Origin of the sequence: Microbacterium ureisolvens, assembly GCF_019511645.1 — a bacterium.
Classification (GTDB): Bacteria; Actinomycetota; Actinomycetes; order Actinomycetales; family Microbacteriaceae; genus Microbacterium; species Microbacterium ureisolvens_A.
On record NZ_JAEUAX010000011.1, the window covers coordinates 33,490 to 57,579 of the forward strand.

Annotated in this window: 25 protein-coding genes; 14 read left to right on the forward strand and 11 right to left on the reverse strand. The window is 70.4% G+C overall.

What is annotated here, in order from left to right; genetic code table 11:
- Nucleotides 1–165: 165 nt before the first annotated feature.
- Complete coding sequence (locus JNB61_RS16310) at nucleotides 166–828, reverse strand: fasciclin domain-containing protein (protein ID WP_220289678.1); 663 nt, start codon at nucleotides 826–828, stop codon at nucleotides 166–168.
- Between the two features lie 282 nt (nucleotides 829–1,110).
- Here JNB61_RS16310 and JNB61_RS16315 point away from each other — a divergent pair, with 282 nt between their 5' ends.
- From JNB61_RS16315 to JNB61_RS16345, 7 genes are all read left to right on the forward strand, one after another.
- Nucleotides 1,111–2,832 carry a cytochrome c biogenesis protein CcdA gene (locus JNB61_RS16315; RefSeq protein ID WP_220340331.1) on the forward strand — a complete coding sequence of 574 codons (1,722 nt, stop codon included), beginning with the start codon at nucleotides 1,111–1,113 and terminating at the stop codon, nucleotides 2,830–2,832.
- A 33-nt stretch (nucleotides 2,833–2,865) separates the two neighbouring features.
- Nucleotides 2,866–3,468, forward strand: coding sequence for an ECF RNA polymerase sigma factor SigK (gene sigK, locus JNB61_RS16320; protein ID WP_220289673.1), 603 nt, complete (start codon nucleotides 2,866–2,868; stop codon nucleotides 3,466–3,468).
- Nucleotides 3,468–4,298, forward strand: coding sequence for an anti-sigma factor (locus JNB61_RS16325; protein ID WP_220340378.1), 831 nt, complete (start codon nucleotides 3,468–3,470; stop codon nucleotides 4,296–4,298). The genes sigK and JNB61_RS16325 overlap by 1 nt, the downstream gene beginning before the upstream one ends.
- A 97-nt stretch (nucleotides 4,299–4,395) precedes the next feature.
- Nucleotides 4,396–4,743 (forward strand): helix-turn-helix transcriptional regulator, encoded by a 348-nt coding sequence (locus tag JNB61_RS16330; protein ID WP_159848360.1) that lies wholly within the window; start codon nucleotides 4,396–4,398, stop codon nucleotides 4,741–4,743.
- A gap of 59 nt (nucleotides 4,744–4,802) precedes the next feature.
- Nucleotides 4,803–5,210, forward strand: a complete 408-nt coding sequence (locus JNB61_RS16335) for a VOC family protein (protein ID WP_159842723.1) — start codon at nucleotides 4,803–4,805, stop codon at nucleotides 5,208–5,210.
- 82 nt (nucleotides 5,211–5,292) lie between these two features.
- Entirely contained in the window at nucleotides 5,293–5,931 is a 639-nt protein-coding gene (locus JNB61_RS16340) for a DNA-directed RNA polymerase subunit beta (protein ID WP_220340332.1), read from the forward strand.
- A 345-nt stretch (nucleotides 5,932–6,276) separates the two neighbouring features.
- Entirely contained in the window at nucleotides 6,277–7,164 is an 888-nt protein-coding gene (locus JNB61_RS16345; protein WP_220340333.1) for an aminodeoxychorismate lyase, read from the forward strand.
- 58 nt (nucleotides 7,165–7,222) lie between these two features.
- On the opposite strand, the gene pstB is transcribed toward JNB61_RS16345, so the two are convergent.
- From pstB to JNB61_RS16380, 7 genes are all read right to left on the reverse strand, one after another.
- Entirely contained in the window at nucleotides 7,223–8,002 is a 780-nt protein-coding gene (gene pstB / locus JNB61_RS16350) for a phosphate ABC transporter ATP-binding protein PstB (protein WP_159842729.1), read from the reverse strand.
- Between the two features lie 28 nt (nucleotides 8,003–8,030).
- A complete protein-coding gene (gene pstA / locus JNB61_RS16355; RefSeq protein WP_220340334.1) occupies nucleotides 8,031–9,128 on the reverse strand; it encodes a phosphate ABC transporter permease PstA in 1,098 nt (365 codons plus the stop codon).
- On the reverse strand, nucleotides 9,128–10,075 hold the full coding sequence (pstC, locus tag JNB61_RS16360) for a phosphate ABC transporter permease subunit PstC (protein ID WP_220340335.1): 948 nt from the start codon (nucleotides 10,073–10,075) through the stop codon (nucleotides 9,128–9,130). Before pstC ends, pstA begins: the two co-directional genes overlap by 1 nt.
- 87 nt (nucleotides 10,076–10,162) lie before the next feature.
- Nucleotides 10,163–11,266 (reverse strand): phosphate ABC transporter substrate-binding protein PstS, encoded by a 1,104-nt coding sequence (locus JNB61_RS16365; RefSeq protein WP_220340336.1) that lies wholly within the window; start codon nucleotides 11,264–11,266, stop codon nucleotides 10,163–10,165.
- Between the two features lie 236 nt (nucleotides 11,267–11,502).
- Nucleotides 11,503–12,441, reverse strand: coding sequence for an NUDIX hydrolase (locus JNB61_RS16370; RefSeq protein WP_220340337.1), 939 nt, complete (start codon nucleotides 12,439–12,441; stop codon nucleotides 11,503–11,505).
- Entirely contained in the window at nucleotides 12,438–14,603 is a 2,166-nt protein-coding gene (locus JNB61_RS16375; RefSeq protein WP_220340338.1) for an RNA degradosome polyphosphate kinase, read from the reverse strand. Before JNB61_RS16375 ends, JNB61_RS16370 begins: the two co-directional genes overlap by 4 nt.
- Before the next feature lie 76 nt (nucleotides 14,604–14,679).
- Nucleotides 14,680–15,378, reverse strand: coding sequence for a response regulator transcription factor (locus JNB61_RS16380; protein WP_159842741.1), 699 nt, complete (start codon nucleotides 15,376–15,378; stop codon nucleotides 14,680–14,682).
- A gap of 148 nt (nucleotides 15,379–15,526) precedes the next feature.
- On the opposite strand from JNB61_RS16380, the gene JNB61_RS16385 reads away from it, so the two are divergent.
- The 4 genes from JNB61_RS16385 (at nucleotide 15,527) to JNB61_RS16400 (ending at nucleotide 18,799) form a co-directional block, all read left to right on the forward strand.
- Complete coding sequence (locus JNB61_RS16385) at nucleotides 15,527–15,817, forward strand: hypothetical protein (protein WP_220340339.1); 291 nt, start codon at nucleotides 15,527–15,529, stop codon at nucleotides 15,815–15,817.
- 135 nt (nucleotides 15,818–15,952) lie between these two features.
- Nucleotides 15,953–16,555: an FABP family protein gene (locus tag JNB61_RS16390; protein ID WP_159842745.1), complete on the forward strand. Its 603-nt coding sequence runs from the start codon at nucleotides 15,953–15,955 to the stop codon at nucleotides 16,553–16,555.
- Between the two features lie 13 nt (nucleotides 16,556–16,568).
- Nucleotides 16,569–17,675, forward strand: a complete 1,107-nt coding sequence (ygfZ, locus tag JNB61_RS16395; RefSeq protein WP_220340340.1) for a CAF17-like 4Fe-4S cluster assembly/insertion protein YgfZ — start codon at nucleotides 16,569–16,571, stop codon at nucleotides 17,673–17,675.
- An 11-nt stretch (nucleotides 17,676–17,686) separates the two neighbouring features.
- The gene (locus JNB61_RS16400) at nucleotides 17,687–18,799 is read left to right on the forward strand and encodes an FUSC family protein (protein WP_220340341.1); all 1,113 of its coding nucleotides are present in this window, start codon (nucleotides 17,687–17,689) and stop codon (nucleotides 18,797–18,799) included.
- An 18-nt stretch (nucleotides 18,800–18,817) separates the two neighbouring features.
- Here the strand turns inward: JNB61_RS16400 and JNB61_RS16405 are convergent, their stop codons facing one another.
- Nucleotides 18,818–19,636, reverse strand: a complete 819-nt coding sequence (locus tag JNB61_RS16405; RefSeq protein WP_220340342.1) for a class I SAM-dependent methyltransferase — start codon at nucleotides 19,634–19,636, stop codon at nucleotides 18,818–18,820.
- Nucleotides 19,637–19,706: 70 nt separating this feature from the next.
- Between JNB61_RS16405 and JNB61_RS16410 the strand changes: the two genes are divergently transcribed.
- Nucleotides 19,707–20,456 (forward strand): phosphoglyceromutase, encoded by a 750-nt coding sequence (locus JNB61_RS16410; RefSeq protein ID WP_220340343.1) that lies wholly within the window; start codon nucleotides 19,707–19,709, stop codon nucleotides 20,454–20,456.
- 105 nt (nucleotides 20,457–20,561) lie between these two features.
- On the opposite strand, the gene phoU is transcribed toward JNB61_RS16410, so the two are convergent.
- Entirely contained in the window at nucleotides 20,562–21,236 is a 675-nt protein-coding gene (gene phoU, locus JNB61_RS16415; RefSeq protein WP_159842753.1) for a phosphate signaling complex protein PhoU, read from the reverse strand.
- A 163-nt stretch (nucleotides 21,237–21,399) separates the two neighbouring features.
- Here phoU and JNB61_RS16420 point away from each other — a divergent pair, with 163 nt between their 5' ends.
- Nucleotides 21,400–22,815 (forward strand): sensor histidine kinase, encoded by a 1,416-nt coding sequence (locus JNB61_RS16420; protein ID WP_223214907.1) that lies wholly within the window; start codon nucleotides 21,400–21,402, stop codon nucleotides 22,813–22,815.
- The gene (locus tag JNB61_RS16425) at nucleotides 22,812–23,495 is read left to right on the forward strand and encodes a response regulator transcription factor (protein WP_159842755.1); all 684 of its coding nucleotides are present in this window, start codon (nucleotides 22,812–22,814) and stop codon (nucleotides 23,493–23,495) included. The genes JNB61_RS16420 and JNB61_RS16425 overlap by 4 nt, the downstream gene beginning before the upstream one ends.
- A gap of 62 nt (nucleotides 23,496–23,557) precedes the next feature.
- Here the strand turns inward: JNB61_RS16425 and JNB61_RS16430 are convergent, their stop codons facing one another.
- Nucleotides 23,558–24,025 carry a DNA modification methylase gene (locus JNB61_RS16430; RefSeq protein WP_159842757.1) on the reverse strand — a complete coding sequence of 156 codons (468 nt, stop codon included), beginning with the start codon at nucleotides 24,023–24,025 and terminating at the stop codon, nucleotides 23,558–23,560.
- Nucleotides 24,026–24,090 lie beyond the last annotated feature (65 nt).

Below are 24,090 nucleotides of genomic sequence, written 5' to 3' on the forward strand. Positions count from 1 at the left end.
CGGCGCCGCACCGGGTCTGCATCCACCGTACGGATTGCGGCCCCCGCGAATCGAGGGCTTGACGAGGGTTCGCCGACGTGCAACCGGCACGGCGAGACCGCCGGCGCCACCTCGCAGGCGCCGGCGGTCTCGCCGCCCCCAGGTGCCGGCCGAAGCCGGCGTCGGTCACTGCGCCGGAGGCATCAGGACCGCGTCGATCAGGTACACGGTGGCGTTGGCTGTCTGCACACCGCCGCAGATGACGTTGGCGTCGTTGACCATCCAGTTCTCGCCCTCGCCGGTGACCTCGAGGTCGGCGCCCTGCACCGTGGTGTGCGTGCCCGCGATGTCGGCCGGCTCGATCTGGCCGGGCACCACGTGGTACGTGAGGATCGAGGTCAGCGTGGCGGTGTCGGTCTTCAGCGACTCGATCGTGGCCGGATCGAGCTTGGCGAACGCGTCGTCGACCGGTGCGAACACCGTGAACTCATCGCCGTTCAGAGTGTCGACGAGGTTCACGTCCGGGTTGAGCTGTCCGCTCACGGCTGCGGTGAGCGTGGTCAGCATCGGATTGTTGGATGCTGCGACCGCGACCGGGTCGGCCGACATCCCCTCGATCGAGCCATCGCCGTCCGGGACGGCCTCGGCGTACGCGGCGCAGCCCGGGCCCACGAGGTTCGCGGCCGGGTCGGCCGTCATCGCCTCCTCTGTGGCTTCCATGGATGGCGTCGACGGCTCGGTCGAGGGCTCGGCGGCGGACCCGCCCATCGAGCACGCGGACAGCGCGAAGGTCGCGGCGACGGCGAGGGCGAGCCCGGCCGTCAGGCGCTTCCCAGTGGTGCGAGACATGTCTTCCTCCTCTAGTGCGTGCGGTCCTGACGACCGCGGTCTGCTGGTCCCCGGCGGGGTGCGAGCCACGGGAGCGGCTACACGGGCTGTTCGGAGGGCTGTGCGCATCGGATTGGAGATCTTCCGGCCGTCTTGCCGCGGCCTCCGGTCCGTCGGGGGCCGTGACGCGCGGCATCGTCGAGTCATTCCGCGTGTTGCGGCCCCCCAGCGTGGCCGCGGGGCTGGGCGTCCAATCCGAAGCGTCGCCCAGCGCGAACAACCGGCGACGCACGAGGGGGACGCATGGAGCTCGTCATCATCGGTCTGCTGGGCGGACTCATCACGGGGATCTCGCCGTGCATCCTGCCGGTGCTGCCGGTCATCTTCCTCACCGGGGGTGCGCAGTCGGCGAGGATGGACGGCGATGCGAACCCGGCGTCGCGGTGGCGCCCGTATCTGGTGATCGCGGGGCTGATCACGAGCTTCACCCTCGTGACGCTGCTCGGCTCGCTGCTGGTGGGCGCGCTCGGCCTGCCGCAGGACGTGCTGAGGTGGGCAGGCATCGCGGTGCTCGTGCTGATCGGCGTCGGCCTTCTCGTCCCGAGGTTCGAGCAGCTGCTCGAGAAGCCGTTCCAGAAGCTCGCGCGCCGCACCGAGGTGCAGAACCGGGGAAGCGGTTACGGCGTCGGCCTCGCCCTCGGCACCGTGTTCGTCCCGTGCGCCGGGCCGGTCCTCGCCGCGATCATCGTGGCGGGTTCCACCGGGCGGATCGACGCCGGCACCCTCGTGCTCACGATGTCGTTCGCGGTCGGCGTCGCCGTGCCGCTGCTCTTCTTCGCGCTCGCCGGTCGCGGTCTCGTCGAGCGCATCCGTGCGTTCCGCACGCGGGAGCGCGGTCTGCGCATCGCCGCCGGGATCGCCATGCTCGCGCTGGCGGTCGGCCTGGTGTTCAACGCCCCGCAGGTGCTGCAGCGGCTCGTGCCCGACTACACCGCGGGCATCCAGCGCGAACTGACCGACAGCCCCGACGCGCGGCGCGCGCTCGACCTCGGGGGCCTCGTCACCGATGAGAACGAGGACCTCGACCGGTGCACCAACGGCGCTCCCGAGCTGGAGTCCTGCGGAACCGCCCCGGGCATCCGCGGCATCGAGGCGTGGCTCAACACACCGGGCGGGGCCGCCGTCGATCTGGAGGATCTGCGGGGGCGGGTCGTGCTCATCGACTTCTGGGCATACTCGTGCATCAACTGCCAGCGCAGCATCCCGCACGTGGTCGCGTGGGACGCCGCCTACCGCGATGCGGGGCTCAGGGTGATCGGCATCCACTCGCCCGAGTACGCCTTCGAGAAGGACGCCGACAACGTCGCAGCCGGTGCCCGGGACTTCGGGATCAGCTATCCGGTCGCGCTCGACAACAGCCTCTCGACGTGGACGAACTACCGCAACCGCTACTGGCCGGCGCACTACCTGGTGGACGCCGAGGGCACGGTCCGGCACATCGCCTTCGGCGAGGGGAACTACGCCGCGACCGAGAAGCTGATCCGCGAGCTGCTCGAGGATGCCGACCCGGGTGTCGCGCTGCCCGACGCCACCGAGGTCGCCGATGAGACGCCCGCCGGCGGCACCCGCACGCGGGAGACCTTCCTGGGCTCGTCGAAGGACGTGAACTACGGCGGCACCGGCCCGTATCGAGCGGGTGACGGCGCCTACGCGCTGCCCGCGGTCCAGCCCGACGACTCGTTCGCGCTCGACGGCTCGTGGCGCGTCGAGTCGCAGTACGCCGCGCCGTCGGGCGAGGGTGGCGGCAGCATCCGTCTGCGCTTCCGCGCCGACGAGGTGCGCATGGTGCTCGCCGGCGCAGGCGAGGTGCGCGTGCGCCTCGACGGCGGGAGCGAGAAGGCCGTGGTCGTCTCGGGGACGCCCCGCTCGTACGCCGTCGCCCAGCACGCGGGGGATGAGGGAGCGCACGTTCTCGATGTCGAGGTGTCACGGGGCGTCGAAGTGTACTCGTTCACGTTCGGGTGAGGCGACGGCGGGTCGGAGGGAGGTGCGTAAGGCATGCTGGTGGACATGGTGATCGACGGAATCGACGTGCCCGATGACGGCACCGAAGCGGTCGATCACATCGGAGAGCTGCTGCAGCGTGTCGCCGGCGGCGACCAGACAGCCTTCGGCCGCCTCTACGATCTGCTGTCTCCTCGGGTCTTCGGCCTGATCCTGCGGGTGCTCGTCGACCGCGCGCAGAGCGAGGAGGTGCTGCAGGAGGTGTTCCTCGAGGTGTGGCAATCCGCTGCGCGCTTCGCTCCGAACAGAGGACAGGGACGGTCGTGGGTGCTGACGATCGCGCACCGCCGGGCGGTCGACCGCGTGAGGTCGTCCCAGGCGGCGAGCGATCGCGACGTGCGGGTGGGCTTCAGGGACCTCGACGTCGCCCACGATGGGGTCTCCGAGCAGGCGGAGCTGCGCATCGAGGGGGAGAAGGTCGCCGCGGCGCTGTCGGGGCTTCCCGATCCCCAGCGGGAGGCGCTGACCCTCGCGTATTACGGGGGTTACAGTCAGAGCGAGATCGCTGCCCTGGTGGGGGCGCCGCTGGGGACGATCAAGACGAGGATGCGGGACGGCCTGTCCCGCCTGAGAAGCGAGATGGGGGTGACCGCGTGATGGACGAGCAGGAGTTCGCCGAGCTCGCCGCCGGTGCGGCGCTGAACGCGCTGTCGCCCGCCGATCGGCAGGCGTTCGAGTCGGCGCGTCGTGAGCACCCCGAGTGGGAGCACTGGGTCGAGGCGGATGCCGCCACCGCCGCGGCACTCGCCGACACCGTCTCCGATGCCCTGCCTCCGCTGACACTCCGGTCGACGCTGCTGGCGCGTGTCGCGACGACCCCCCAGCTGCCGGCGATGGACGCGGCGGTGGCAGCCGCCGCCGAACCCGTGGACAGGTGGACCCCGCGGCCCGGGCCCGCTGTCGACGGGTCCGACGACCCGCCCGCGGCCGAGCCGCCCCCGCCGACAGCGGTGATCCAGGCGGTGTCGCGGCGGCGTTGGACCCGCGGCATCCTGACGCTCGCCGCCTCGATGGTGCTGCTCGTCGCGCTCGGCCTCGCGGCGGTCCAGATCAACGAGTACATGAACCGTCCGGAAGAGGTCGTCGCGCTGCAGCAGATCGAGGATGCCCCCGACGCCCAGTCGGCGACGGTCGAGATCACCGACGGCGGCTCCGCGACGGCGCACTGGTCCCCGTCGCTCGGCAAGGTCGTGCTGGTGTCGCAGGGGCTGCCGCAGATCGCCGACGACGAGAGCTTCGAGCTCTGGTTCGTGCGTGACGGCGCCGCGGTTCCGGCCGGAGTGTTCGAGCCGACCGACGGGACGACCACGGCGCTGCTCGAAGGCGCGATGCAGCCCGGCGATGTGATCGCGGTCACCGTCGAGCCCCAGGGCGGCTCTCCGACGGGCGAGCCGTCGAGCGAGCCCATCGTGACGATTCCCACCTGACCCCCTGCGACGCCGCGGATCCCGGTAGCGTGAGGCCGTGGCATCCGTCTCGCAGACGACCCAGACCCTCGCGCACCTGCGCCGCGCCCGCGACCTGATGGACCGTGACTACGCGCAGCCGCTCGACGTGCCCACGATGGCGTCGAAGGCCCTCATGTCGCCCGCCCACTTCTCGCGCGAGTTCAAGGCCGCGTATGGAGAGACCCCTTACGCGTACCTGATGACCCGGCGCATCGAGCGCGCGATGGCTCTGCTGCGCGAAGGCATGTCGGTGACGGATGCCTGCACTGCCGTCGGCGCGACTTCGCTGGGGTCGTTCAGCTCGACGTTCACCGAGATCGTGGGCGAGACCCCGAGCTCGTACCGTTCGCGTCCGCACGATGCCGCCGAGGCGATGCCGCTGTGCGTCGCGAAGATCCTCACGCGCCCCACCCGCTACGCCTGACCCGCAACCGAGCAGGATCGGAGAAGCGCGCGGGGCGGGGCGGCCGTAGCGTGTCAGCCATGACGAACATCGCCCTGGCATACAGCCCCATCACCGTCGACGACGTCGACGCCGCCATCCCCTTCTACCGCGACGGACTCGGCCTGGAAGTCATCAACGACGTCGCGTACGACGGTCACCGCTGGGTGAGCTTCGGCTTCCCTGGCCAGCCCGGCCTTTCCCTCGTCGTGTCGGACCCGACCGCGGGCCGCTCGCCCGAGGACGGAGATGCGCTCCAGCGCCTGGTCGTCAAGGGATCCGGTCCCGGACCCTACGTCTTCACCACCTCCGACCTCGATGCCACATTCGAGAAGCTGCGCGAGTTCGGCGCCGAGGTGCTGCAGGAGCCCAAGGAGCAGGGCTGGGGCCCGCGTGACGCGGCCTTTCGCGACCCGGCGGGCAACCACATCCGCATCAACCAGGTCTGAGACGGGCGCGATCGTGTGCCTGCCGTGGGTCGCCGCCATGCAGCGCGAGCCCATGCTCGTCGCGGCGAGTAGCCTGGACGGAATGAGCGACTCGTCCAGGGAGTTCCACAAGCCCGTCCGCCGGCCGGCAGAACTCTTCGACCGGGTGTTCTCCGCCGAGGACCCGGCGGAGGTCTCCCGCGTCGCGCACACGACCGCGCACGCCTTGCTCGCCCGCGTGCGGGCCGACCCCGACGGCACCGTCGTGGACCGGCTCGTCGCCTTCACCGACGAGCACGGCATCGACGACCTCGCCGAGCTGTGGTCGCGTTCGCCCGCGAAGACCCTTCCCGGCGCCCTATGGCGGCTGTACCTGGTGCAGCTCATGATCCACGACGACCCGCGCACGGCCGCGCTCCTCTACGAGCGCGGCCGTGCCGAGCTCGCCTCCGCCGACGACGTGGTGGCCGGCGCACCGTCGCCGGCCGGGCCGGAGGAGCTCGTCTCGCTGGTCGACACGATCCTGCGGGGACTCTTCGAGGGCGACTTCGCGGTGGCTCTCGACCGTGCGGCAGCGTTCTGCCGCGTGCAGGCCTCCGGTGCGACGCACGTCGCCGACGACTACGAGGCGACCGAGCCCGACCGCGCCTCGGCCTTCACCACCCGTGCCCTGCGCCTGTCGGACTACGCCGCCGACCTCACCGCCTGCGCCGCCCTCTGGCGCCGCGACGCCCTCACCTGAGCAGAAAAAGCTCACCGGGCATGAGAGTGCCGGGCCGCAGAACGCCGCGGTGCTCGTGCGCTTCGCGGGAGAGGCGTTCTGGCTCGATCGGTGCGTGCGCATTCACCGGGCATGAGAGTGCCGGGCCGCAGAACGCCGCGGTGCTCGTGCGCTTCGCGGGAGAGGCGTTCTGTCGCGATCGGTGCGTGCGCATTCACCGGGCATGAGAGTGCCGGGCCGCAGAACGCCTCTCGGCGCGGCGCCGCTCGAAGCGGCAAATTTTGGAGCCCGGGGTTACTGCGGCCCGGCCGATCCAGTGTAACCGAGTCCGAGGGCGCGGCATTCCCGAACGCCTAAGCTCGGGGCATGGCCTTGCGTTTCGCGCTCGTGATCGAGCCCGCGGCATCCGATGATCCCCGTCCGAGCTTCGCCGACTCCTTCCGGGTGATCGACCCGTCAGCGCCGGCGCTGAGCGTCGGCGAGCTGAGCACCCAGCGCGGCGACGGCATCTTCGAATCGATCGGCGTCGTCGACGGCCACGTGCAGGAGACCCAAGCGCATCTGGAGCGACTGGCGCACTCGGCGCGCATCTGCGACCTTCCCGGGCCGAATCTCGAACAGTGGCGGCAGGCCATCGGGGTCGCCGCCCGGCACGCTCCGGCCACGGGGGAGGGCGTGATCAAGCTCATCCTCAGCCGCGGCGTCGAGCACGGACCCGCCCCCACCGCGTGGGTGACGGTCGCGCCCGCACCCGACAACTCGGCGGCGCGGGAGCACGGCATCCGGGTCGTCACGCTCGACCGTGGCTACGGCATCGACACCCCCGCCCGGGCGCCCTGGCTGCTTCTGGGAGCGAAGACCCTGTCGTACGCGGTCAACATGGCCGCGATCCGCGAGGCGAAGCGCCGCGGCGCCGATGACGCGATCTTCGTCACCTCCGACGGCTTCGTGCTCGAGGCGCCCACGGCGTCCCTCATCCTGCGCATCGGCGGCCGCTTCGTCACGCCGGCACCCCACGGCGGCATCCTCCACGGAACGACGCAGCTGAGCCTCTTCGCCCACCTCGAAGAGCAGGGGCATGAGACGGGGTACGAGGTCGTGCCGACGGGTGCTCTACGCGAAGCGGATGCCGCGTGGCTGGTGTCCAGCGTGCGGCTCGCAGCACCGATCACAGCGATCGACGGCGTCGAGATGCCCGTGGACGCCGAGCTCACGGCATCCTTCAACCGCTATCTGCTGAGTGCGCGCGACTGACCGCATCGACGAAGCCCCCGCCGGAGGCGAGGGCTTCGGGTCAGGCGGGACCGGGGGCTCAACCGAAGCGGCCGGAGACGTAGTCCTCGGTGGCCTGCACGCTCGGCGTGGTGAAGATCGCCGTGGTGTCGTTGTACTCGATGAGCTTGCCCGGCTTGCCGGTGCCGGCGATGTTGAAGAACGCCGTCTTGTCGCTGACACGCGAGGCCTGCTGCATGTTGTGCGTGACGATGACCACGGTGTACTCGTTCTTGAGTTCGCCGATGAGCTCCTCGATCGCGTACGTCGAGATCGGGTCGAGGGCCGAGCAGGGCTCGTCCATCAGCAGCACGTCGGGCGCGACCGCGATCGCACGCGCGATGCACAGGCGCTGCTGCTGACCGCCGGAGAGGCCGGAACCCGGCTTGTCGAGGCGGTCCTTGACCTCGTTCCACAGGTTCGCCCCGCGCAGGGACTTCTCGACGAGCGCGTCGGCATCGGACTTCGAGATGCGCTTGTTGTTGAGCTTGACGCCCGCCAGGACGTTCTCCTTGATCGACATCGTCGGGAACGGGTTCGGGCGCTGGAAGACCATGCCGACCTGGCGGCGGACGAGCACGGGGTCGACGCCGGCACCGTACAGGTTGTCGCCGTCGAGGAGCACCTCGCCCTCGACGCGCGCGCCGGGGATGACCTCGTGCATGCGGTTGAGGGTGCGCAGGAACGTGGACTTGCCGCAGCCCGACGGGCCGATGAAGGCCGTGACGCTGCGCGGGTCGATCGACAGGGAGACGCCCTCGACGGCGAGGAAGTCGCCGTAGTAGACGTTCAGATCGTTGACTTCGATGCTCTTGGACAAGGCAGTGGTTCTTTCGGGTTGGGTGAGGTCAGCGACCGGTCTTGGGGGAGAACACCTTCGCCACGATGCGGGCGATGAGGTTGAGGAGCATCACGATCAGGATGAGCGTGAGTGCCCCGGCCCATGCGCGGTCGATGTAGGCCTCGGGCGGGATGCCCTTGTTCATGTACTCGGTGTAGGTGAAGACGGGAAGCGTCTGCATGCGGCCGTCGAACAGGTCGTAGTTCATGCTGTTCGTGAACCCGGCGGTGATCAGCAGCGGGGCGGTCTCGCCGATGACGCGGGAGATCGACAGCATGATGCCCGTGGTGATGCCGGCGATGGAGGTGGGAAGGACGACCTTGACGACCGTGAGCCACTTCGGCACGCCCAGCGCGTACGAGGCCTCGCGCAGCTCGTTCGGGACGAGGCGCAGCATCTCTTCGGTCGAGCGCACCACGACCGGGATCATGAGCACCGACAGTGCGATCGAGCCCATGAAGCCCATGCGGATGCCGGGGCCGAAGAACAGGGCGAACAGCGCGTAGGCGAACAGACCGGCGACGATCGACGGGATGCCCGTCATGACGTCGACGAGGAAGGTGATACCGCGCCCGAGGCGCGTGCCCTCGCCGTACTCGACGAGATAGATCGCCGCCATGAGGCCGATCGGGATCGAGATGAGCGCGGCCATGCCCGTGATGAGGAGCGTGCCGACGATCGCGTGCAGCACGCCGCCGCCCTCGCCGACCACGTTGCGCATCGAGCTCGTGAAGAACTCGGCGTCGAAGCGCGCGATGCCGTTGACGACCACGGTCCAGGCGACCGAGATCAGCGGCACCATCGCGATGAGGAACGCCGAGGCGACCACGCCGGTGACGAGGCGGTCGACGGCCTTGCGGCGGCTCTCGACGATCGACGAGACGGTGAAGATCAGGATCAGGTAGACGACGCCGGTCGAGATGAGCCAGCCGGCGATGTTGAGATCATCGCCCGAGCCGACCGCCACGATGGCGAAGACGGCGAGCATCGCGGCGAGGGATCCGCCGACCATCGACCAGACGGCCCAGGAGGGCAGCCGGCCCGTGGTGAGCTGCGACCGCGACGGACGGACGTCCGTGCTCGGAGGCGTAGCGGTGATGGTCATCAGTTGGCCCCCGAGAATTCCTTGCGGCGGTTGACGATCCAACGCGCGATGAAGTTGACGGCGAACGTCACGATGAACAGGATCAGACCCGTCGCGATCAGGACGTTGATGTTGGTCCCGAACGCCTCGGGGAAGGTCAGGGCGATGTTCGCGGCGATCGTCGAGGGGTTGGTCGACGTGAAGAGCTGGAACGTCACCGTGCCCGTGGCGGAGAGCACCATGGCCACGGCCATCGTCTCTCCCAGCGCGCGGCCGAGACCGAGCATCGAGGCAGAGACGATGCCGCTGCGGCCGAAGGGCAGCACAGCCATGCGGATCATCTCCCAGCGCGTGGCACCCAGCGCGAGTGCCGCCTCCTCGTGGAGGACGGGGGTCTGCAGGAAGATCTCGCGGCAGATGGCGGTGATGATCGGGACGACCATGACCGCCAGGACGATCGCGGCGGTGAAGATCGTGCGGCCCGTGGCGGAGACCTCGCCCGCGAAGAGCGGGAACCAGCCCATGTTCGTGGTCAGCCACGCGTAGACCGGCTGGACCGCGGGGGCCAGCACGAGGATGCCCCACAGACCGAACACCACCGAGGGGACGGCGGCGAGGAGGTCGACCACGTAGCCGAGACCCTGCGCGATCCGGCGGGGCGAGTAGTGGGTGATGAAGAGCGCGACGCCGAGCGAGAGCGGGACGGCCATTACGAGCGCCAGCAGTGCGGCCCACACGGTGCCGAACAGCAGCGGCCAGACGTAGTCCCAGAAGTTGGAGGAGAGGAGGCTGGCCTCTTCGGGCGTCGCGCCGATCGCGGGGATCGACTGCACGATCAGGAAGATCGCGACGGCCGCGAGCGTGGCGAGGATCATCGAGCCGGCCGCGAGGGCCGTACCGGAGAACCAGATGTCGCCCGGGCGCTTCTTGGCCTCAATCTTGGTTGGGGCGGGGGCGGCCGCTGTCATGTCATCCGTCCTGATCGGGTTGGTGCTTCCGATCCGCATCCGGCCCCGGCCGCGCCTGGCGGCGCGTCCGGGGCCTGATTGCGGTCTTTACTTGATCTCGTCGATCGCAGCCTGCGACTGAGCGGCGAGGTCGGCCGAGATCGGGGCGCTGCCCGCGTTCTCAGCGGCCGACTGCTGGCCCTCCTCGCTGACAGCCGTCGTGAAGAAGCCCTTCACGAGCGCCGCAGCGTCGGCGTCGGCGTACTCGACGCAGCCGATGAGGTAGCTCACGAGCATGACGGGGTAGGCGCCCGACTCCTCCGTGGTGCGGTCGATCTCGAAGGCGAGGTCGGTCGGCGCGCGACCCTCCTCGAGCGGCGAGGCGTCCAGGGCCACCGCAGCGCCCTCCGCCGACGGCGCGTTCCACTCCGAGCCGACCTGGACGCTCACGACCGAGAGGTCGCCGGTCTGCGAGTGGTCGGCGTAGCCGATGGTGCCGTTGCCGCCCTTGATCGCGTCGACGACTCCCGACGTGCCCTGAGCGGCCTCGCCGCCCTGGATCGGCCACTCCTCGACGGCGCCGTAGGTCCAGACGCTCGACGCCGTCTGCGCGAGGTAGTCGGTGAAGTTGGCCGTGGTGCCCGACTTGTCGGAGCGGTGGACCGGCGCGATGGCGAGGTCCGGCAGCGTCACGCCCGAGTTCGTGGCGGCGATGGCCGGGTCGTTCCAGTTGGTGATCGTGCCGGCGAAGATGCCCGCGATCGTGTCGGGGTCGAGGTTGAGCGCGTCGACGCCCTCGACGTTGAACGCGATGGCGATCGGCGAGACGTAGGCGGGGATCTCGACCAGGTCCGAGCCTTCGACGCATGCGTCGAACGGGCCGGCCTCGATCTCCTCGATCTTGAACGCGCGGTCGGAGCCGGCGAACTGGACGGCGCCGGACTGGAACGACTCGCGACCGGTGCCCGAGCCCTGCGGGTCGTAGTTGACCGTGACGTCGGGGTTGGCGGTCTGGAAGAGCTGGGTCCAGGCCGACACGGCGACCTGCTGCGACGTGGCGCCCGAGCCGTTGAGGGTGCCGGTGAGTGCGGGGCCCTCGCTGGCGGAGGGAGCGGTGCCGCCCGGGCTGGTCTCGTTCGAGGCGCAGCCGGCGAGGGCGAGGGCCGCGACTGCGGCGACAGCGCCCACCTGGGCGATGCGAGAGATCTTCACTGTGTGAATCCTTCACGTGTCAGGGATACAGGCCGAACAGGCCTTCGGGTTCGAACCCGGTGCGGGGTTCGATCTGAAACGTAGGCTCGGACTCTTAAGAGAGTGCGCTCTGCGGGTGAACGGAAGGTGAACGGGATGCCGACATCCATGCACGGGCATTGACGTGAGAGGTCGCTCCGCCTTGGATTTCCGCCTCACCCTCCGCCGGCCGTTCACTTCGGGCCTCGCGGCCCCCCTCACACCTTGGGCTCGTGCGTCTCGATCGTGACGATGCCCGAGCCCGGGTTCTCGACCGACAGGTGCACCACCGAGAACGCGGCGGGCTCGAGGGCCGAGGCGCTGCCGAGGTACGAGCCACGCAGCGTGCCCGTCGCGAGCGCGAGCTCGCTCAGGATGTCGGGAAGCAGGGGGCCGTGGCTGCACAGCACGGCGGGCCTGCGCGCACGGACCCGCTCGCCGATCACCGTGCGCGCGTCGGACTTGCCGTCCTCCCACGCATCCTGACTGATGAGCTTGCTCGTGTCGATTCCGCGGCCGATCGCGGCCGACAGCGGCGCGACGGTCTTGACGCAGCGCACGGCCGGGCTCGACACGATCCGCCGGACGCCGAAGGCGACAAGGGGCCCGACGATCGAGTCCGCCTGGCGGCGGCCTCGCGCGGAGAGCGGCCGCGCAGCATCCTTCCCCTTCCATTCCTCGCGGGTGACCGCCTTGGCGTGCCGCAGCACCACGAGGGGGAACGTCCGCAGCACTCCCTCATCGACGAGTCGCAGGAAGTTCTCCATGATCTCGGCGTCGACGGGGTAGCTGAGCCGCTTCAGCGCCTTCCTCGGCGACACCCATTCGATCGCCGCGATCTCTTTGTTCGGCACGAACGCGGAGGTGCGGATGGCGGCATCCGTCGCCTCGGCGGCCCAGTAGTGGACGATCTTGATGCGCTTGCTGGGCAGCCGGTAGCGCGACACCCCGACCGGAACGCCGAGGGCGACACGGATGCCGGTCTCCTCATGGATCTCGCGCACCGCGGTCTCGGCGAGCATCTCACCGGGGTCGACCTTGCCCTTGGGAAGCGTGACATCGCGGTACTTCGTGCGGTGGATCAGGAGCACGCGCAGCTTGTCGTCGACGACACGCCACACGACGCCCCCGGCCGCGTAGACGGCCGTCTCGGTCATCGCACCGCCCGCGCCCGCCGGCGCCGCTGCACATTGACCATGGTGCGGTCCTGGAGGTCCAGGAGCGGCTTGCCCTCCTCGTCGACGTTGTGCCGCGTCCACTCCCCGTCGGGGCCCAGATGCCATGAGCTCGTCGAGTCGCTCATCGACAGGGTGAACAGGTCGTTGAGCTCCTTCACGTGAGCGGGGGCGACCACGCGCACCAGCGCCTCGACGCGGCGGTCGAGATTGCGGTGCATCATGTCGGCGCTGCCGATGTACACGACGGGGTCGCCGTCGTTGTGGAAGGCGAAGATGCGCGAGTGCTCGAGGTAGCGGCCGAGGATCGAGCGCACCGTGATGTTCTCGCTCATGCCCTGGACGCCCGGCTTCAGCGAGCAGATGCCGCGCACGCACACCTCCACCTTCACGCCGGCCTGGCTCGCCCGGTAGAGGGAGTCGATGATCTGCTCGTCGACCATCGAGTTGACCTTGATCCGGATGCTGGCGGGCTTGCCGGCCAGAGCGTTGCGGCGCTCCTTGTCGATGAGGCGGAGCAGGCCCTTGCGCAGGTGCAGCGGCGCGACCAGCAGGCGCTTGAACTTCTTCTCGATCGCGTAGCCGCTCAGCTCGTTGAACAGGCGGGTGAGATCGCGACCCACCTGGTCGTCGGCGGTGAAGAGGCCGAAGTCCTCGTAGATGCGGCTCGTCTTGGGGTTGTAGTTGCCGGTGCCGACGTGGCTGTAGCTGCGCAGCACGCCGTTCTCCTCGCGGATGACGAGAGCGAGCTTGCAGTGGGTCTTGAGCCCGACGAGCCCGTAGACCACGTGTACGCCCGCCTTCTCGAGCTTGCGCGCCCAGACGATGTTGTTCGCCTCGTCGAAGCGCGCCTTGATCTCGACGAGCGCGAGGACCTGCTTGCCCGCCTCGGCGGCGTCGATCAGCGCTTCGACGATGGGGCTGTCTCCGGACGTGCGGTACAGCGTCTGCTTGATGGCGAGCACGTGCGGGTCCTTCGCCGCCTGCTCGAGGAACGCCTGCACGCTGGTCGCGAACGACTCGTAGGGGTGGTGCACGAGCACGTCGCCCTTGCGGATCGAGGCGAAGATGTCGGGGCGCTCGTTGTTGTCACCCGGCTGGAAGGCGAGTGCGGTCGTGGGCAGGTGCGGCTTGTAGTGCAGGTCGGGCCGGTCGATCCGCGACAGGTCGAACAGGCCCCGCAGGTCGAGCGGGCCGGGGAGGCGGTAGACCTCCTGCTGGGTGATGTCGAGCTCCTTGATGAGGAGGTCGAGCGTCACGTCGTCCATGTCGTCGGTGATCTCGAGGCGGATCGGCGGGCCGAAGCGGCGCCGCAGCAGCTCGGCCTCGAGCGCCTGGATGAGGTTCTCCGTCTCGTCCTCCTCGATCACCACGTCCTCGTTGCGGGTGAGACGGAACGCGTGGTGATCGAGCACCTCCATCCCCGGGAAGAGGTCGTCGAGGTGGTTGGAGATGAGGTCCTCGAGCGGCAGGTACCGCACGGCGCCGTCGACAGGCGGCAGCTCGACGAAGCGCGGAAGCATCGGCGGAACCTTGAGGCGCGCGAACTCCTGGCGCCCGGTGCGGGCGCTGCGGATGCGGATGGCGAGGTTGAGCGACAGGCCCGAGATGTACGGGAAGGGATGGGCGGGGTCGACCGCGAGCGGCATGAGGACGGGGAAGACCTGCGCCTGGAAGTAGTCGTAGAGCGCCTCGCGCTCGGCCTCATCCAGCGAGTCGTACGAGACGACCTGGATGCCCGCCGCGGCCATCGCGGGCTTCACGAGCGACGTCCAGGCCTCGGCGTGACGCAGCTGGAGCCGGTGCGCCTCGGCCGAGATGTCGGCGAGCACGTCTGCGGGGGAGCGGCCGACGTTCGTCGGCAGCGCGAGGCCGGTGACGATGCGGCGCTTCAGGCCGGCGACGCGCACCATGAAGAACTCGTCGAGGTTGCTCGCGAAGATCGCCAGGAAGTTCGCCCGCTCGAGGGTCGGAAGGTTGGGATCCTCGGCGAGTTCCAGCACGCGCTGGTTGAAGGCGAGCCAGCTAAGCTCGCGATCCAGATAGCGGTGGTCGGGCAGCTGCGAGTCGAAGACCTCCGAGAGGTCGAAGTCGTCGTCGTCCGCATCGCCCAGGCCGGCGTCGAGCACCTCGGGTTCGATCATCCCCTCATCATTGCAGGGTGACGTGACGAGAGTGTGAACGACGTATCGGAGAGGTGGACGGCGACGTGCCGCCGCGTCAGGCCTCGGTGCGCTCGCGCGGGGCGGGCTCCGGTTCGTCTTCGTAGACGTTGAAGCGGTAGCCGACGTTGCGCACGGTGCCGATGAGCTGCTCCATGTCGCCGAGCTTGGCGCGAAGGCGCCGCACGTGCACGTCGACCGTGCGGGTGCCGCCGAAGTAGTCGTACCCCCACACCTCGCTCAGCAGCTGCTCGCGGGTGAAGACGCGCGACGGGTGCGTCGCGAAGAAGTGGAGGAGCTGGAACTCCTTGTACGTGAGGTCGAGCGGACGCCCGTGCACCTTGGCCGAGTACGACGACTCGTCGATCGTGATGCCCGACGTCTGGATGCGCGTCGACACCTGCTCGGCGGACTGGCGGCCGACGGCCAGGCGGATGCGGGCGTCGACCTCGGCGGGGCCGGCGGTGAAGAGGATGACGTCGTCGACGCCCCAATCCGGGGACACCGCCGTCAGACCGCCTTCGGTCACGATCAGCAGCAGGGGCGCGTCGAGCCCCGTGGTGTTGAGGATCTTGCACAGCGACTTCGCGCCGACGAGGTCGACGCGCGCATCGACGAAGATGATGTCGGCGCTCGGGGCGTTGACGAGCTGGGCGGGCTCGGCGGGGATCAGGCGCACGCGGTGGCTCAGCAGTTCGAGCGAGGGCAGCACGGGGCCGCCTCCGTGCGTGGAACTGAGAACCAGGAGCTGTGCCAATGGATCGCCTTCCCGGCGCAGGGGGGTGCGCCGCGAACCCCAGTGTAGGGCGTGGGGGAGGCCCGGTCGGTGCGCATGTCGTCCGTCGACACGCGCACGGCCCGCGTCGGCGGATGCGCCCCGCGAACCGATGCGCGATGATGGACGCGTGGCCGTGCCTGAACTCGCCCCTCGCCGCACCTTCGGCGGCATCGTCGCCGTGTGGGTGCTCGCGGCGCTGATCGCGATCGTCGTCGGCGTGTTCGCGACGCTCGACGCGCGCGCGGCCTGGCTGGGAGTCGGACTGGGCGGATGCCTCATCGCGGCGTTCGCGGTCCAGCTCTGGTCGGGTCGGTCCCAGGGTTTCACCGAGCGTGTGGCGGCGAGCGTCCTCGGTGCTGCGCTGGTGATGGGCGTCATCAGCCTGGGGTTCGGTCTGGCCGCCCTCGTTCCCGGCTAGACTCCCTCATATGGATACCGTCGCGCTCGAACTGTTCTTCGTGGGCCTGCTCGGTCTGGCGTCTCTGGCGATCGTCTTCGTCTCCGCCGTCGTCGTCAAGAACCTCTACCGCGGCCAGCGCTGACGGGTCCGGTCGTGCTCGACATCCCGACCGACCTTCCCGCGGAGCTCGTCCCGCTCTCGTGGCTCATCGGAGTGTGGGAGGGCACGGGCGTCATCGACTACGGCGACCACGCCTACACCGGCGAGTTCACGCACCGCGTGAGCTTCAGCCACGACGGCGGCGACTACCTGAACTACTCGGCCGACGCCTGGCTGCATGACGCCGAGGACCCCGAGAAGCGCACCCGCCTGGTGGCCGAGCTCGGCTACTGGCGCCTCGCGCTCACGGCCACCGACGCCGACGCCGGTCCGGGTCTGCTGCCCGCGCTGGCCGCCCCGGTTGCGCGCACGGCCGACGACATCGAGCGGCTGCGCAACGCCGACGGCGGGTTCGACCTCGAGGCGGCCCTCGTGCACGCCGACGGCGTGAGCGAGCTGTACCTCGGCCAGATCAAAGGACCCCGCATCGACATCGCCACGGACGCGGTCGTGCGTCCCGCCGGCGCGAAGTCGTACGCGGCCGCCACCCGCATGTACGGACTGGTCGAGGGACACCTGCTGTGGGCGTGGGACATCGCGGCGCTCGGCTTCGAGCTGGGAGCGCACGCGTCCGCGCGCCTCGCCCGAGCCGAATGAACGGAGTGCAGTGATGGCCGACCCGTTCGCCTCCGTCCCCGGCGCCGTCGTCGACGACGCCGGCCTGCAGCACGTCGGAAGCCCTCTCATCGAGCAGCGCCGGCTCGCCGCGGGCGCGGCTCTCGCCCCGCGCGCCGACCGAGCCGTCATCGCCGTGCCCGGCGAGGACCGCCTGTCCTGGCTCGACTCGCTGTCGTCACAGGCGCTGACTCGCCTCGCCCCCGGCATCGGCACCGAGCTGTTGATCCTCGACCCGCACGGACACGTCGAGCACGCGGCATCCGTCGTCGATGACGGTGAGACCGCCTGGCTCATCGCCGATCGCGCCGACGTGGCGGGCCTGTACGACTGGCTCCGCAAGATGCGGTTCCGCTTGCGCGTCGATCCGCGCATCGCCGATGACGAGTACGCGGTGATCGGCGGCACAGCCGCAGCACTCGAGCGCATCTCGCCCGCGACGCCTGCCGGGGTGCCGCTCGTGTGGCGCGACCCGTGGCCCGCTGTCACGCCCGGAGGCCACGCCTACGCGCCCGTCGACCCGCACCCGGGCGCGGATCGCGACTGGGCCGAGGCGATCGTCACCCGGGGGGAGGAGCAGCGGATCGCGGATGCAGCGGCCCGCGGTGAACTCGAGCTCGCCGGCCTTGTGGCGACCGAAGCCCTGCGCGTCGCCGCGTGGCGACCGCGCTGGACCACCGACGTCGACGAGCGCGCGCTGCCCCACGAGCTGGACTGGCTGCGCACCGCGGTCCACCTCGACAAGGGCTGCTATCGCGGGCAGGAGACCATCGCCAAGGTGCACAACCTCGGTCACCCGCCGCGCCGCCTCGTCGCGCTGCAGCTCGACGGATCCGGCAGCGTGCTGCCCGAGCACGGCGCGGCCGTGCGACTCGGCGACGACGCGGTCGGCATCGTCACATCGGCGGCGCTGCATTACGAAGAAGGCCCGATCGCGCTCGCGGTCGTCCGCCGCACCACCCCGGTCGACGCCGCGCTGACGGTCGACACCGCCGACGGCCCGGTCGCCGCGGCGCAGGAGGTCGTCGTGCCGCCGGATGCCGGGGCGACGGCGAACGTGCCGCGGATCACCCGGCTGTCGCGCCGCGCGGCCGCCCAGTAGGGGAGTCTGCCGTGAGCGGCGACGGCGAGACCGCCGCGATCACCCAGGTCGTGCCCACGGGCTGGCGCGCCCGGCTGGACCTGCGGCCGCAGCTGACGCGAGTTCGTGGGTCGGCGCTGGCGATCCTGCAGATCACCGTGGCGGCGACCGCTGCGTGGGGCTTCGCGCACTACGTCCTCGGGCATCCGGCGCCGCTGCTCGCGGCCACCGTGACGATCACCAGCCTCGGCCTCGTGCGCGACGCACGCCCGCGGCGCGTGCTCGAGACCGTCGTCGGGATGCTGGTCGGCATCCTCGTCGCGGAGGGCTTCGTCGTTGTCGTCGGCCCAGGCTGGTGGCAGCTCGCTCTGGCTCTCGGCGTGACGCTCCTGGTCGCCCGGTTCCTCTCGCCGTATCCGCCGTTCGCGATCATGGCGGGCGTCCAGGCGTGCATCGTGATGTCCTTGCCGGCGACGGAGCCGTTCTCCCGCCTCATCGACGGCGCGGTGGGCGGCATCGCGGCCCTCGCCGTGACGGCGCTCATCCCGCGCAACCCCCGACGAGAGGAGGCCCGCGACGGGCACGCCGTCTTCGCGGCGGCGGACGCAGCGGCGCGCACCATCGTGCAGGCGCTGCGCCGGGGGGACGCGATCCGCGCCGCCCGAGGTCTCGAGAAGGCGCGGGCGATCGCCCCGCGCATCGACGAGTGGCGCGCCTCACTGGACTCCGGACTCGCCGTCGCCGCGTTCTCGCCGTGGCTGCGCCCGCAGCGCGCCGAGCTGCGCCGGCATCACGAGGTGCTGCAGGCGATGGACTTCGCCACGCGGAACCTCCGCGTCGTCGCGCGCCGTGCGGTGTACCTCTGCGACGACGGTCAGCGGCGGCCCGTGCAGGCCGAGGTGCTCGCCGAGCTCATGCGCGCTGCCGAACTGGTGGGCGAGAGTCTCGACGACATCGCGCTGCAGCCGGCTGCGCGCGAGGCGGTCCGTGCGGTCGCCGTGCGCCTCGACCCGGCGGCGATCCTCCCCGACGCTTCGCAGGGCGAGCAGAACCTCATCACGGCGATGCGCCCGTTGGCGGTCGACCTCCTCACCGCGACCGGCATGTCGTCCGCCGCGGCGCGGGCCGTGCTGCCGCGCGTGTGACGGACCCGAGGGCGCGGCTCAGCGCGGGGCCACGGCATCCCATGGCACCGTGACTTCGCCCAGACGCCACCGCGACCGTTCGAGGACCGGCCAGCCGCCGTCGACCAGGGCCGACAGCGCCGTGCGCCAGCGGTGCACGGGACCGAAGGGCGACACGCTGGCCGCGCGCTCCCACTCCGTATCGAGGGCGGCGAGGAACGCGTGCACACGCTCCCCGGGCACGTTGCGGTGGATCAGGGCCTTCGGAAGGCGCTCCGCGGCGACGGACGGATGCTGCAGCCCCGCCAGCCGCAGCGACACCGTGAGGGTGCGCGGCGCGGCGTCGGCGCCGATCGCCGCCCAGGTGGCGATGCGCCCGATCTCGTCGCACGTGCCTTCGACGAGGAGGCCGTCCGGCGCCAGCCGCGCGCACATCGTCCCCCATGCCGCAGCGACCTCCGATTCGTCGTACTGCCGCAGCACGTTGAACGCCCGCACGACCGCAGGCCTCCGCCCGCCCGGCACGGGCACCTCGAAGCCCCCGCGCGCGAACGACACGCGGGCGTCGGGGGCGAACGAGGTGCCACCCGCGTGCACCCGCTCGAGCTGGACCCGCGCACGCGCGACGCGCGCGGGATCGATCTCGAGGCCCAGCACCTCGACATCAGGCCGTGCTCGGACCAGGCGCGAGTAGAGCTCGAGCGCGGTGACGCCGCTCGCGCCGTAGCCGAGGTCGACCACGAGGGGATCCGCCGCGCGGCGGAGCGCAGGATGCCGCGCGATCCAGCGGTCCACGCGCCGCAGTCGGTTGGTGCCGGTCGTGCCGCGCGTGATCTGCCCGACCGGTCCCCGCGCCATGTCTCCATGATGCCAGCCGTGCCTGTCACAGCATCCTGGCGCGTCACCCGGCGCGGATATCATGGGGCGCATGACCGCGCCCTACACGCTGATCCTCCTCCGACACGGCCAGAGCGAGTGGAACAAGACCAACCAGTTCACGGGCTGGGTCGACGTCCGCCTCACCGACCAGGGCAAGGCCGAAGCCCAGCGCGGCGGCGAGCTGCTCGCCGAGTCCGGGATCCTTCCCGACGTGCTGCACACCTCCGTGCTCAGCCGCGCCATCCAGACCGCCGACATCGCACTGGATGCGGCCGACCGTCTCTGGATCCCCGTGAAGCGCTCGTGGCGCCTCAACGAGCGCCACTACGGCGCACTGCAGGGCAAGGACAAGGCGCAGACACTGGAAGAGTTCGGCGATGAGCAGTTCATGCTGTGGCGCCGCTCGTTCGACGTCCCGCCGCCCCCGCTTCCCGCCGACGACCAGTACAGCCAGATCGGCGACCCGCGCTACGCCGGCATCGACGGAGAGGTTCCCGACACCGAGTCGCTCAAGCTCGTCATCGACCGCATGCTGCCCTACTGGCACAGCGACATCGTCCCGGACCTCAAGGCGGGCAAGACGGTGCTCGTGACGGCGCACGGCAACTCGCTGCGCGGCCTCGTGAAGCACCTCGACGGCATCAGCGACGCCGACATCGCCGAGCTCAACATCCCCACGGGCATCCCGCTGGTGTACCGTCTCGCCGAGAACCTCGAGCCGATCGGGCCGGGCGAGTACCTCGACCCCGAGGCCGCCGCCGCCGGTGCCGCCGCGGTCGCGAACCAGGGCAAGGCCTGATCTCACAGACGACGGAAGAGCGGATGCCTCCCCACGAGGCATCCGCTCTTCCCTTTCTTCGCCGTCGCAGCGGCAGCCCCCCAGCTGCAGCTCGCGGGACGGGTCTTACGGCGCGACCACGTCGATGGTGTCGGTGGCGCTCGTCCAGTCTCCGGTGGAGAGGTACGCGACCTTCTTCGCGACCGACACCGCGTGGTCGCCGAAGCGCTCGTGATACCGGCTGGCGAGCGTGGCATCGACGGTGGCGGACGGATCGCCCTGCCAGCTGTCGCTGAGCACCTTCTCGAACACCGAGACGTGCAGCTCGTCGAGCTTGTCGTCGGCGTTGCGGATCTCGTCGATGAGGTCGCCGTCCTGCGTGCGCAGCAGCTCGGTGAGCTGGCGCGCCGCCTCGACGTCGAGCTCGCCCATTCTGAGGAACGTGGACTTGAGGCCCTTGGGGATCGCCCGCTCGGGGAAGCGCATGCGGGTGAGCTGGGCGATGTGCTCGGCGATGTCGCCCATGCGCTCGAGCGAGGCGCTCATGCGCAGCGCACTCACGACGATGCGCAGATCGCGTGCCACGGGCTGCTGACGGGCGAGGATCTCGATGGCGAGCTCGTCGAGCTCGACGGCCTTCTCGTCGATCACCGCGTCGGCCTCGATGACCTCCTCCGCCAGCGCCACGTCGCTCGTGCCGAACGCGCGCGTCGCCTTGTCGATGGCGATCGTGACCAGTTCGGAGATCTCGACGAGACGCCCCTGCACGTCCTCGAGGGACTGGTGGAAGACTTCGCGCATTCCGACGCACCTTTCATGGATGGGGGAGCTTTCGCCCGCGCCCGGCCGATTGTCGTCAGGGAAGGTTAACGGATGGTGCTCCCGCGGTGAACAGTACCGGGCGTGGCGGCCTGTGGCTTCGTCAGGTCCGTTCCGGCGGGCGGCGTGCCCCTACGCTTGAGGCATGGACACGACGCAGCTCGCGCTGCTCGCCCTCCTCGCGGGGATCATCATCGGCGGTTCGATCTCCGCCGTCGTCGTCGCGTCGATGCGGGCGCGCGACCGCGCGCTCGCGCAGACATCGATCGAGATCCCCGATGGCGTACGCGGCGTCCTCCACGGGATGGACGATCCGGCGGTCGTCGTCGACGCGTCGTTCACGGTGCTGGCCGCTTCCGCGGCGGCGGGGGCGTTCGAGCTGCTCGAGGGGGGCACCCTGCCCACCGCCGAGCTGCGCACGCTTGCGCGGCGTGTGCGCACCGGCGACCCGGCGGTCGCCGAGACCAGCGCCACCGAGACCATGCGGTTGCGCCGCGGTGCGCCACCCGCCGAGCCTCGCCTCGTGGCGGTGCGCGCATCGCGTATCTCGCCCCGGCTCACCCTCCTCGTGCTGCGCGACATCTCCGAGCGTGAGCGGGTGGAGGAGATGCGCCGCGATTTCGTGGCGAACACGAGCCATGAGCTCAAGACGCCCGTGGGCGCCGTGAGCCTGCTGGCGGAGGCGATCGAGTCGGCCGCCGACGACCCGCCCCAGGTGCGGATCTTCGCATCGCGGCTGCAGGCCGAGGCGAATCGTCTCGCGCTGCTGACTTCGCGCATCATGAACCTGTCGCGGCTGCAGGCCGCGGACGAGCTCCCACAGCAGGACGTCTCGATCGACGAGGTCGTGGCGTCGGCTCTCGACGCTCACGCGATCCAGGCCGACTCGGCCGGCGTCGAGGTGGTGCGCGGCGGGGCGCGCGGCCTCTACGTCCACGGCGACGCGCAGGTGCTGAGCGAAGCCGTCGGCAACCTCATCGCGAACGCCATCGCCTACTCGCCGCGGGGCTCGAACGTCGGCGTGGGCGTCAAGGCGGCCGACCGCATCGTCGAGATCGCCGTGACCGACCGCGGCATCGGCATCGCGGAGGGCGAGCAGGACCGGGTCTTCGAACGCTTCTACCGGTCCGACCCGGCGCGTGCGCGCCGCACCGGCGGCAGCGGGCTGGGCCTGTCGATCGTGAAGCACGCGGTGCAGCGGCACGGTGGCGAGGTGCGCCTGTGGTCGCGCCCCGGCCGCGGGTCGACGTTCACGATCCGACTGCCGCAGATCGACGCGCCCGCCCTCGAACCCGCGCCCAAGCGCGGGCGCAAGAAGAAGCGTCCCGCAGTGGCCGATGGCGGTGCCGCCGGGGCGCCCGGTCCCGCGGTCAACGCGCCTGCCGTTGCAGCCGAGGGTCCCGCGACCCCCGCAGTCCCCGGCGCGCCGGCAGTGCCCGCTGTACCGGTGGCGAAGCGTGCCGCATCCGCACGTGCCGCCAAGTCCGCCGCAGCTCAGAATCCCGTCGGCCCCGCCGGCGGCACCACCCCCGCATCCGTCGCGAATGGAGACCCCGCATGACCCGCGTCCTGATCGTCGAGGACGAGCCGGACCTCGCCGACCCGCTCGCCTATCTCCTTCGCCGAGAGGGCTACGAGGTCGAGATCGCCGAGGACGGCCCGACGGCCCTGACGGCGTTCCGCGAGCGCGGCGCCGACATCGTGCTGCTCGACCTGATGCTGCCCGGGATGCCGGGCACCGAGGTGTGCCGCCAGATCCGGGTCAACTCCGCTGTGCCGATCATCATGCTCACCGCGAAGGACTCCGAGGTCGACATCGTGGTGGGACTCGAGCTCGGCGCAGACGACTATGTCACCAAGCCGTACTCGGCCCGCGAGCTGCTCGCGCGCATGCGCGCCGTACTGCGCCGGTTCTCGCAGATCGACACCGACCTCGAGGACCGCGTGCTGGAGGGCGGGCGCGTCGTGCTCGACATCGACCGTCACACGGTCGCGGTGGAGGGCGGCGAGATCAACATGCCGCTCAAGGAATTCGAGCTGCTCGAGGTGCTCATGCGCAACGCCGGCCGTGTGCTGACGCGCGGCCAGCTCATCGACCGGGTGTGGGGAAGCGACTACTTCGGCGACACGAAGACGCTCGACGTCCACATCAAGCGGATCCGCTCGCGCATCGAGAAGAACCCGGGCTCGCCGGAGATGCTCGTCACCGTGCGCGGGCTGGGCTACCGCTTCGAGGGGTAGGAGCCGGACATATGAAGAGGGCGCCCTCGCGGGGCGCCCTCTTCATATGTCCGCGACCGCGCTCAGGGAGCGAGCGGGGCGAGGTAGTCCAGAGTGCCGTCCAGCACCGGCACGGAGGCGATCGCTCCTTCGGAGTCGCCCGACTGGAAGAAAGTGGTGACATCGGTGCCGGGGAGGGCGTCGAGGTCCTCCACGAGCAGCGGTTCGTCCTCCTCGGAGCCGAGGCTCACAGTCGTGTTGGCGGGCACACGCACGGTGAGCGTGGGGCCGTCCTCGCCGAATTCGACGTTGAGGGTGTGCGAGTCCTCCGTCGCGTTGATGAGCGCGGCGACGAAGTTGCCCTCCGAGCCGTCCTCGTTCGCGATGATCTGCGCGTTGCGCACCTCGATGGGACCGGCGTCGTGGACGTTGGTGCCCTCGGCGGCGGAGTAGGAGATCGTGGTCGCCTGCGGCGAGATCATGCTGCACCCGGTCGTCGTGAGGACGAGTGCGCCCCCGATGGCCAGCGACGCGATGAGGCGGCGGTTCACGGATCCTCCATAAGACGGATGACGGTTCTCCAGCATTCTAGGGGCTCGCAATGGACCGCGCGGAT

What these genes read in the sequence shown, in the direction of transcription:
- JNB61_RS16420 (WP_223214907.1), top strand. Translation starts at nt 21,400, where the DNA reads ATGGACACGACGCAGCTCGCGCTGCTCGCCCTCCTCGCGGGGATCATC.
- JNB61_RS16325 (WP_220340378.1), top strand. Translation starts at nt 3,468, where the DNA reads ATGGACGAGCAGGAGTTCGCCGAGCTCGCCGCCGGTGCGGCGCTGAAC.
- JNB61_RS16405 (WP_220340342.1), bottom strand. Translation starts at nt 19,636, where the DNA reads ATGGCGCGGGGACCGGTCGGGCAGATCACGCGCGGCACGACCGGCACC.
- pstA (WP_220340334.1), bottom strand. Translation starts at nt 9,128, where the DNA reads ATGACCATCACCGCTACGCCTCCGAGCACGGACGTCCGTCCGTCGCGG.
- JNB61_RS16315 (WP_220340331.1), top strand. Translation starts at nt 1,111, where the DNA reads ATGGAGCTCGTCATCATCGGTCTGCTGGGCGGACTCATCACGGGGATC.
- JNB61_RS16425 (WP_159842755.1), top strand. Translation starts at nt 22,812, where the DNA reads ATGACCCGCGTCCTGATCGTCGAGGACGAGCCGGACCTCGCCGACCCG.
- ygfZ (WP_220340340.1), top strand. Translation starts at nt 16,569, where the DNA reads ATGGCCGACCCGTTCGCCTCCGTCCCCGGCGCCGTCGTCGACGACGCC.
- JNB61_RS16340 (WP_220340332.1), top strand. Translation starts at nt 5,293, where the DNA reads ATGAGCGACTCGTCCAGGGAGTTCCACAAGCCCGTCCGCCGGCCGGCA.
- JNB61_RS16410 (WP_220340343.1), top strand. Translation starts at nt 19,707, where the DNA reads ATGACCGCGCCCTACACGCTGATCCTCCTCCGACACGGCCAGAGCGAG.
- JNB61_RS16330 (WP_159848360.1), top strand. Translation starts at nt 4,396, where the DNA reads ATGGACCGTGACTACGCGCAGCCGCTCGACGTGCCCACGATGGCGTCG.
- JNB61_RS16375 (WP_220340338.1), bottom strand. Translation starts at nt 14,603, where the DNA reads ATGATCGAACCCGAGGTGCTCGACGCCGGCCTGGGCGATGCGGACGAC.
- JNB61_RS16310 (WP_220289678.1), bottom strand. Translation starts at nt 828, where the DNA reads ATGTCTCGCACCACTGGGAAGCGCCTGACGGCCGGGCTCGCCCTCGCC.
- JNB61_RS16345 (WP_220340333.1), top strand. Translation starts at nt 6,277, where the DNA reads ATGGCCTTGCGTTTCGCGCTCGTGATCGAGCCCGCGGCATCCGATGAT.
- JNB61_RS16335 (WP_159842723.1), top strand. Translation starts at nt 4,803, where the DNA reads ATGACGAACATCGCCCTGGCATACAGCCCCATCACCGTCGACGACGTC.
- phoU (WP_159842753.1), bottom strand. Translation starts at nt 21,236, where the DNA reads ATGCGCGAAGTCTTCCACCAGTCCCTCGAGGACGTGCAGGGGCGTCTC.
- pstC (WP_220340335.1), bottom strand. Translation starts at nt 10,075, where the DNA reads ATGACAGCGGCCGCCCCCGCCCCAACCAAGATTGAGGCCAAGAAGCGC.
- JNB61_RS16370 (WP_220340337.1), bottom strand. Translation starts at nt 12,441, where the DNA reads ATGACCGAGACGGCCGTCTACGCGGCCGGGGGCGTCGTGTGGCGTGTC.
- sigK (WP_220289673.1), top strand. Translation starts at nt 2,866, where the DNA reads ATGCTGGTGGACATGGTGATCGACGGAATCGACGTGCCCGATGACGGC.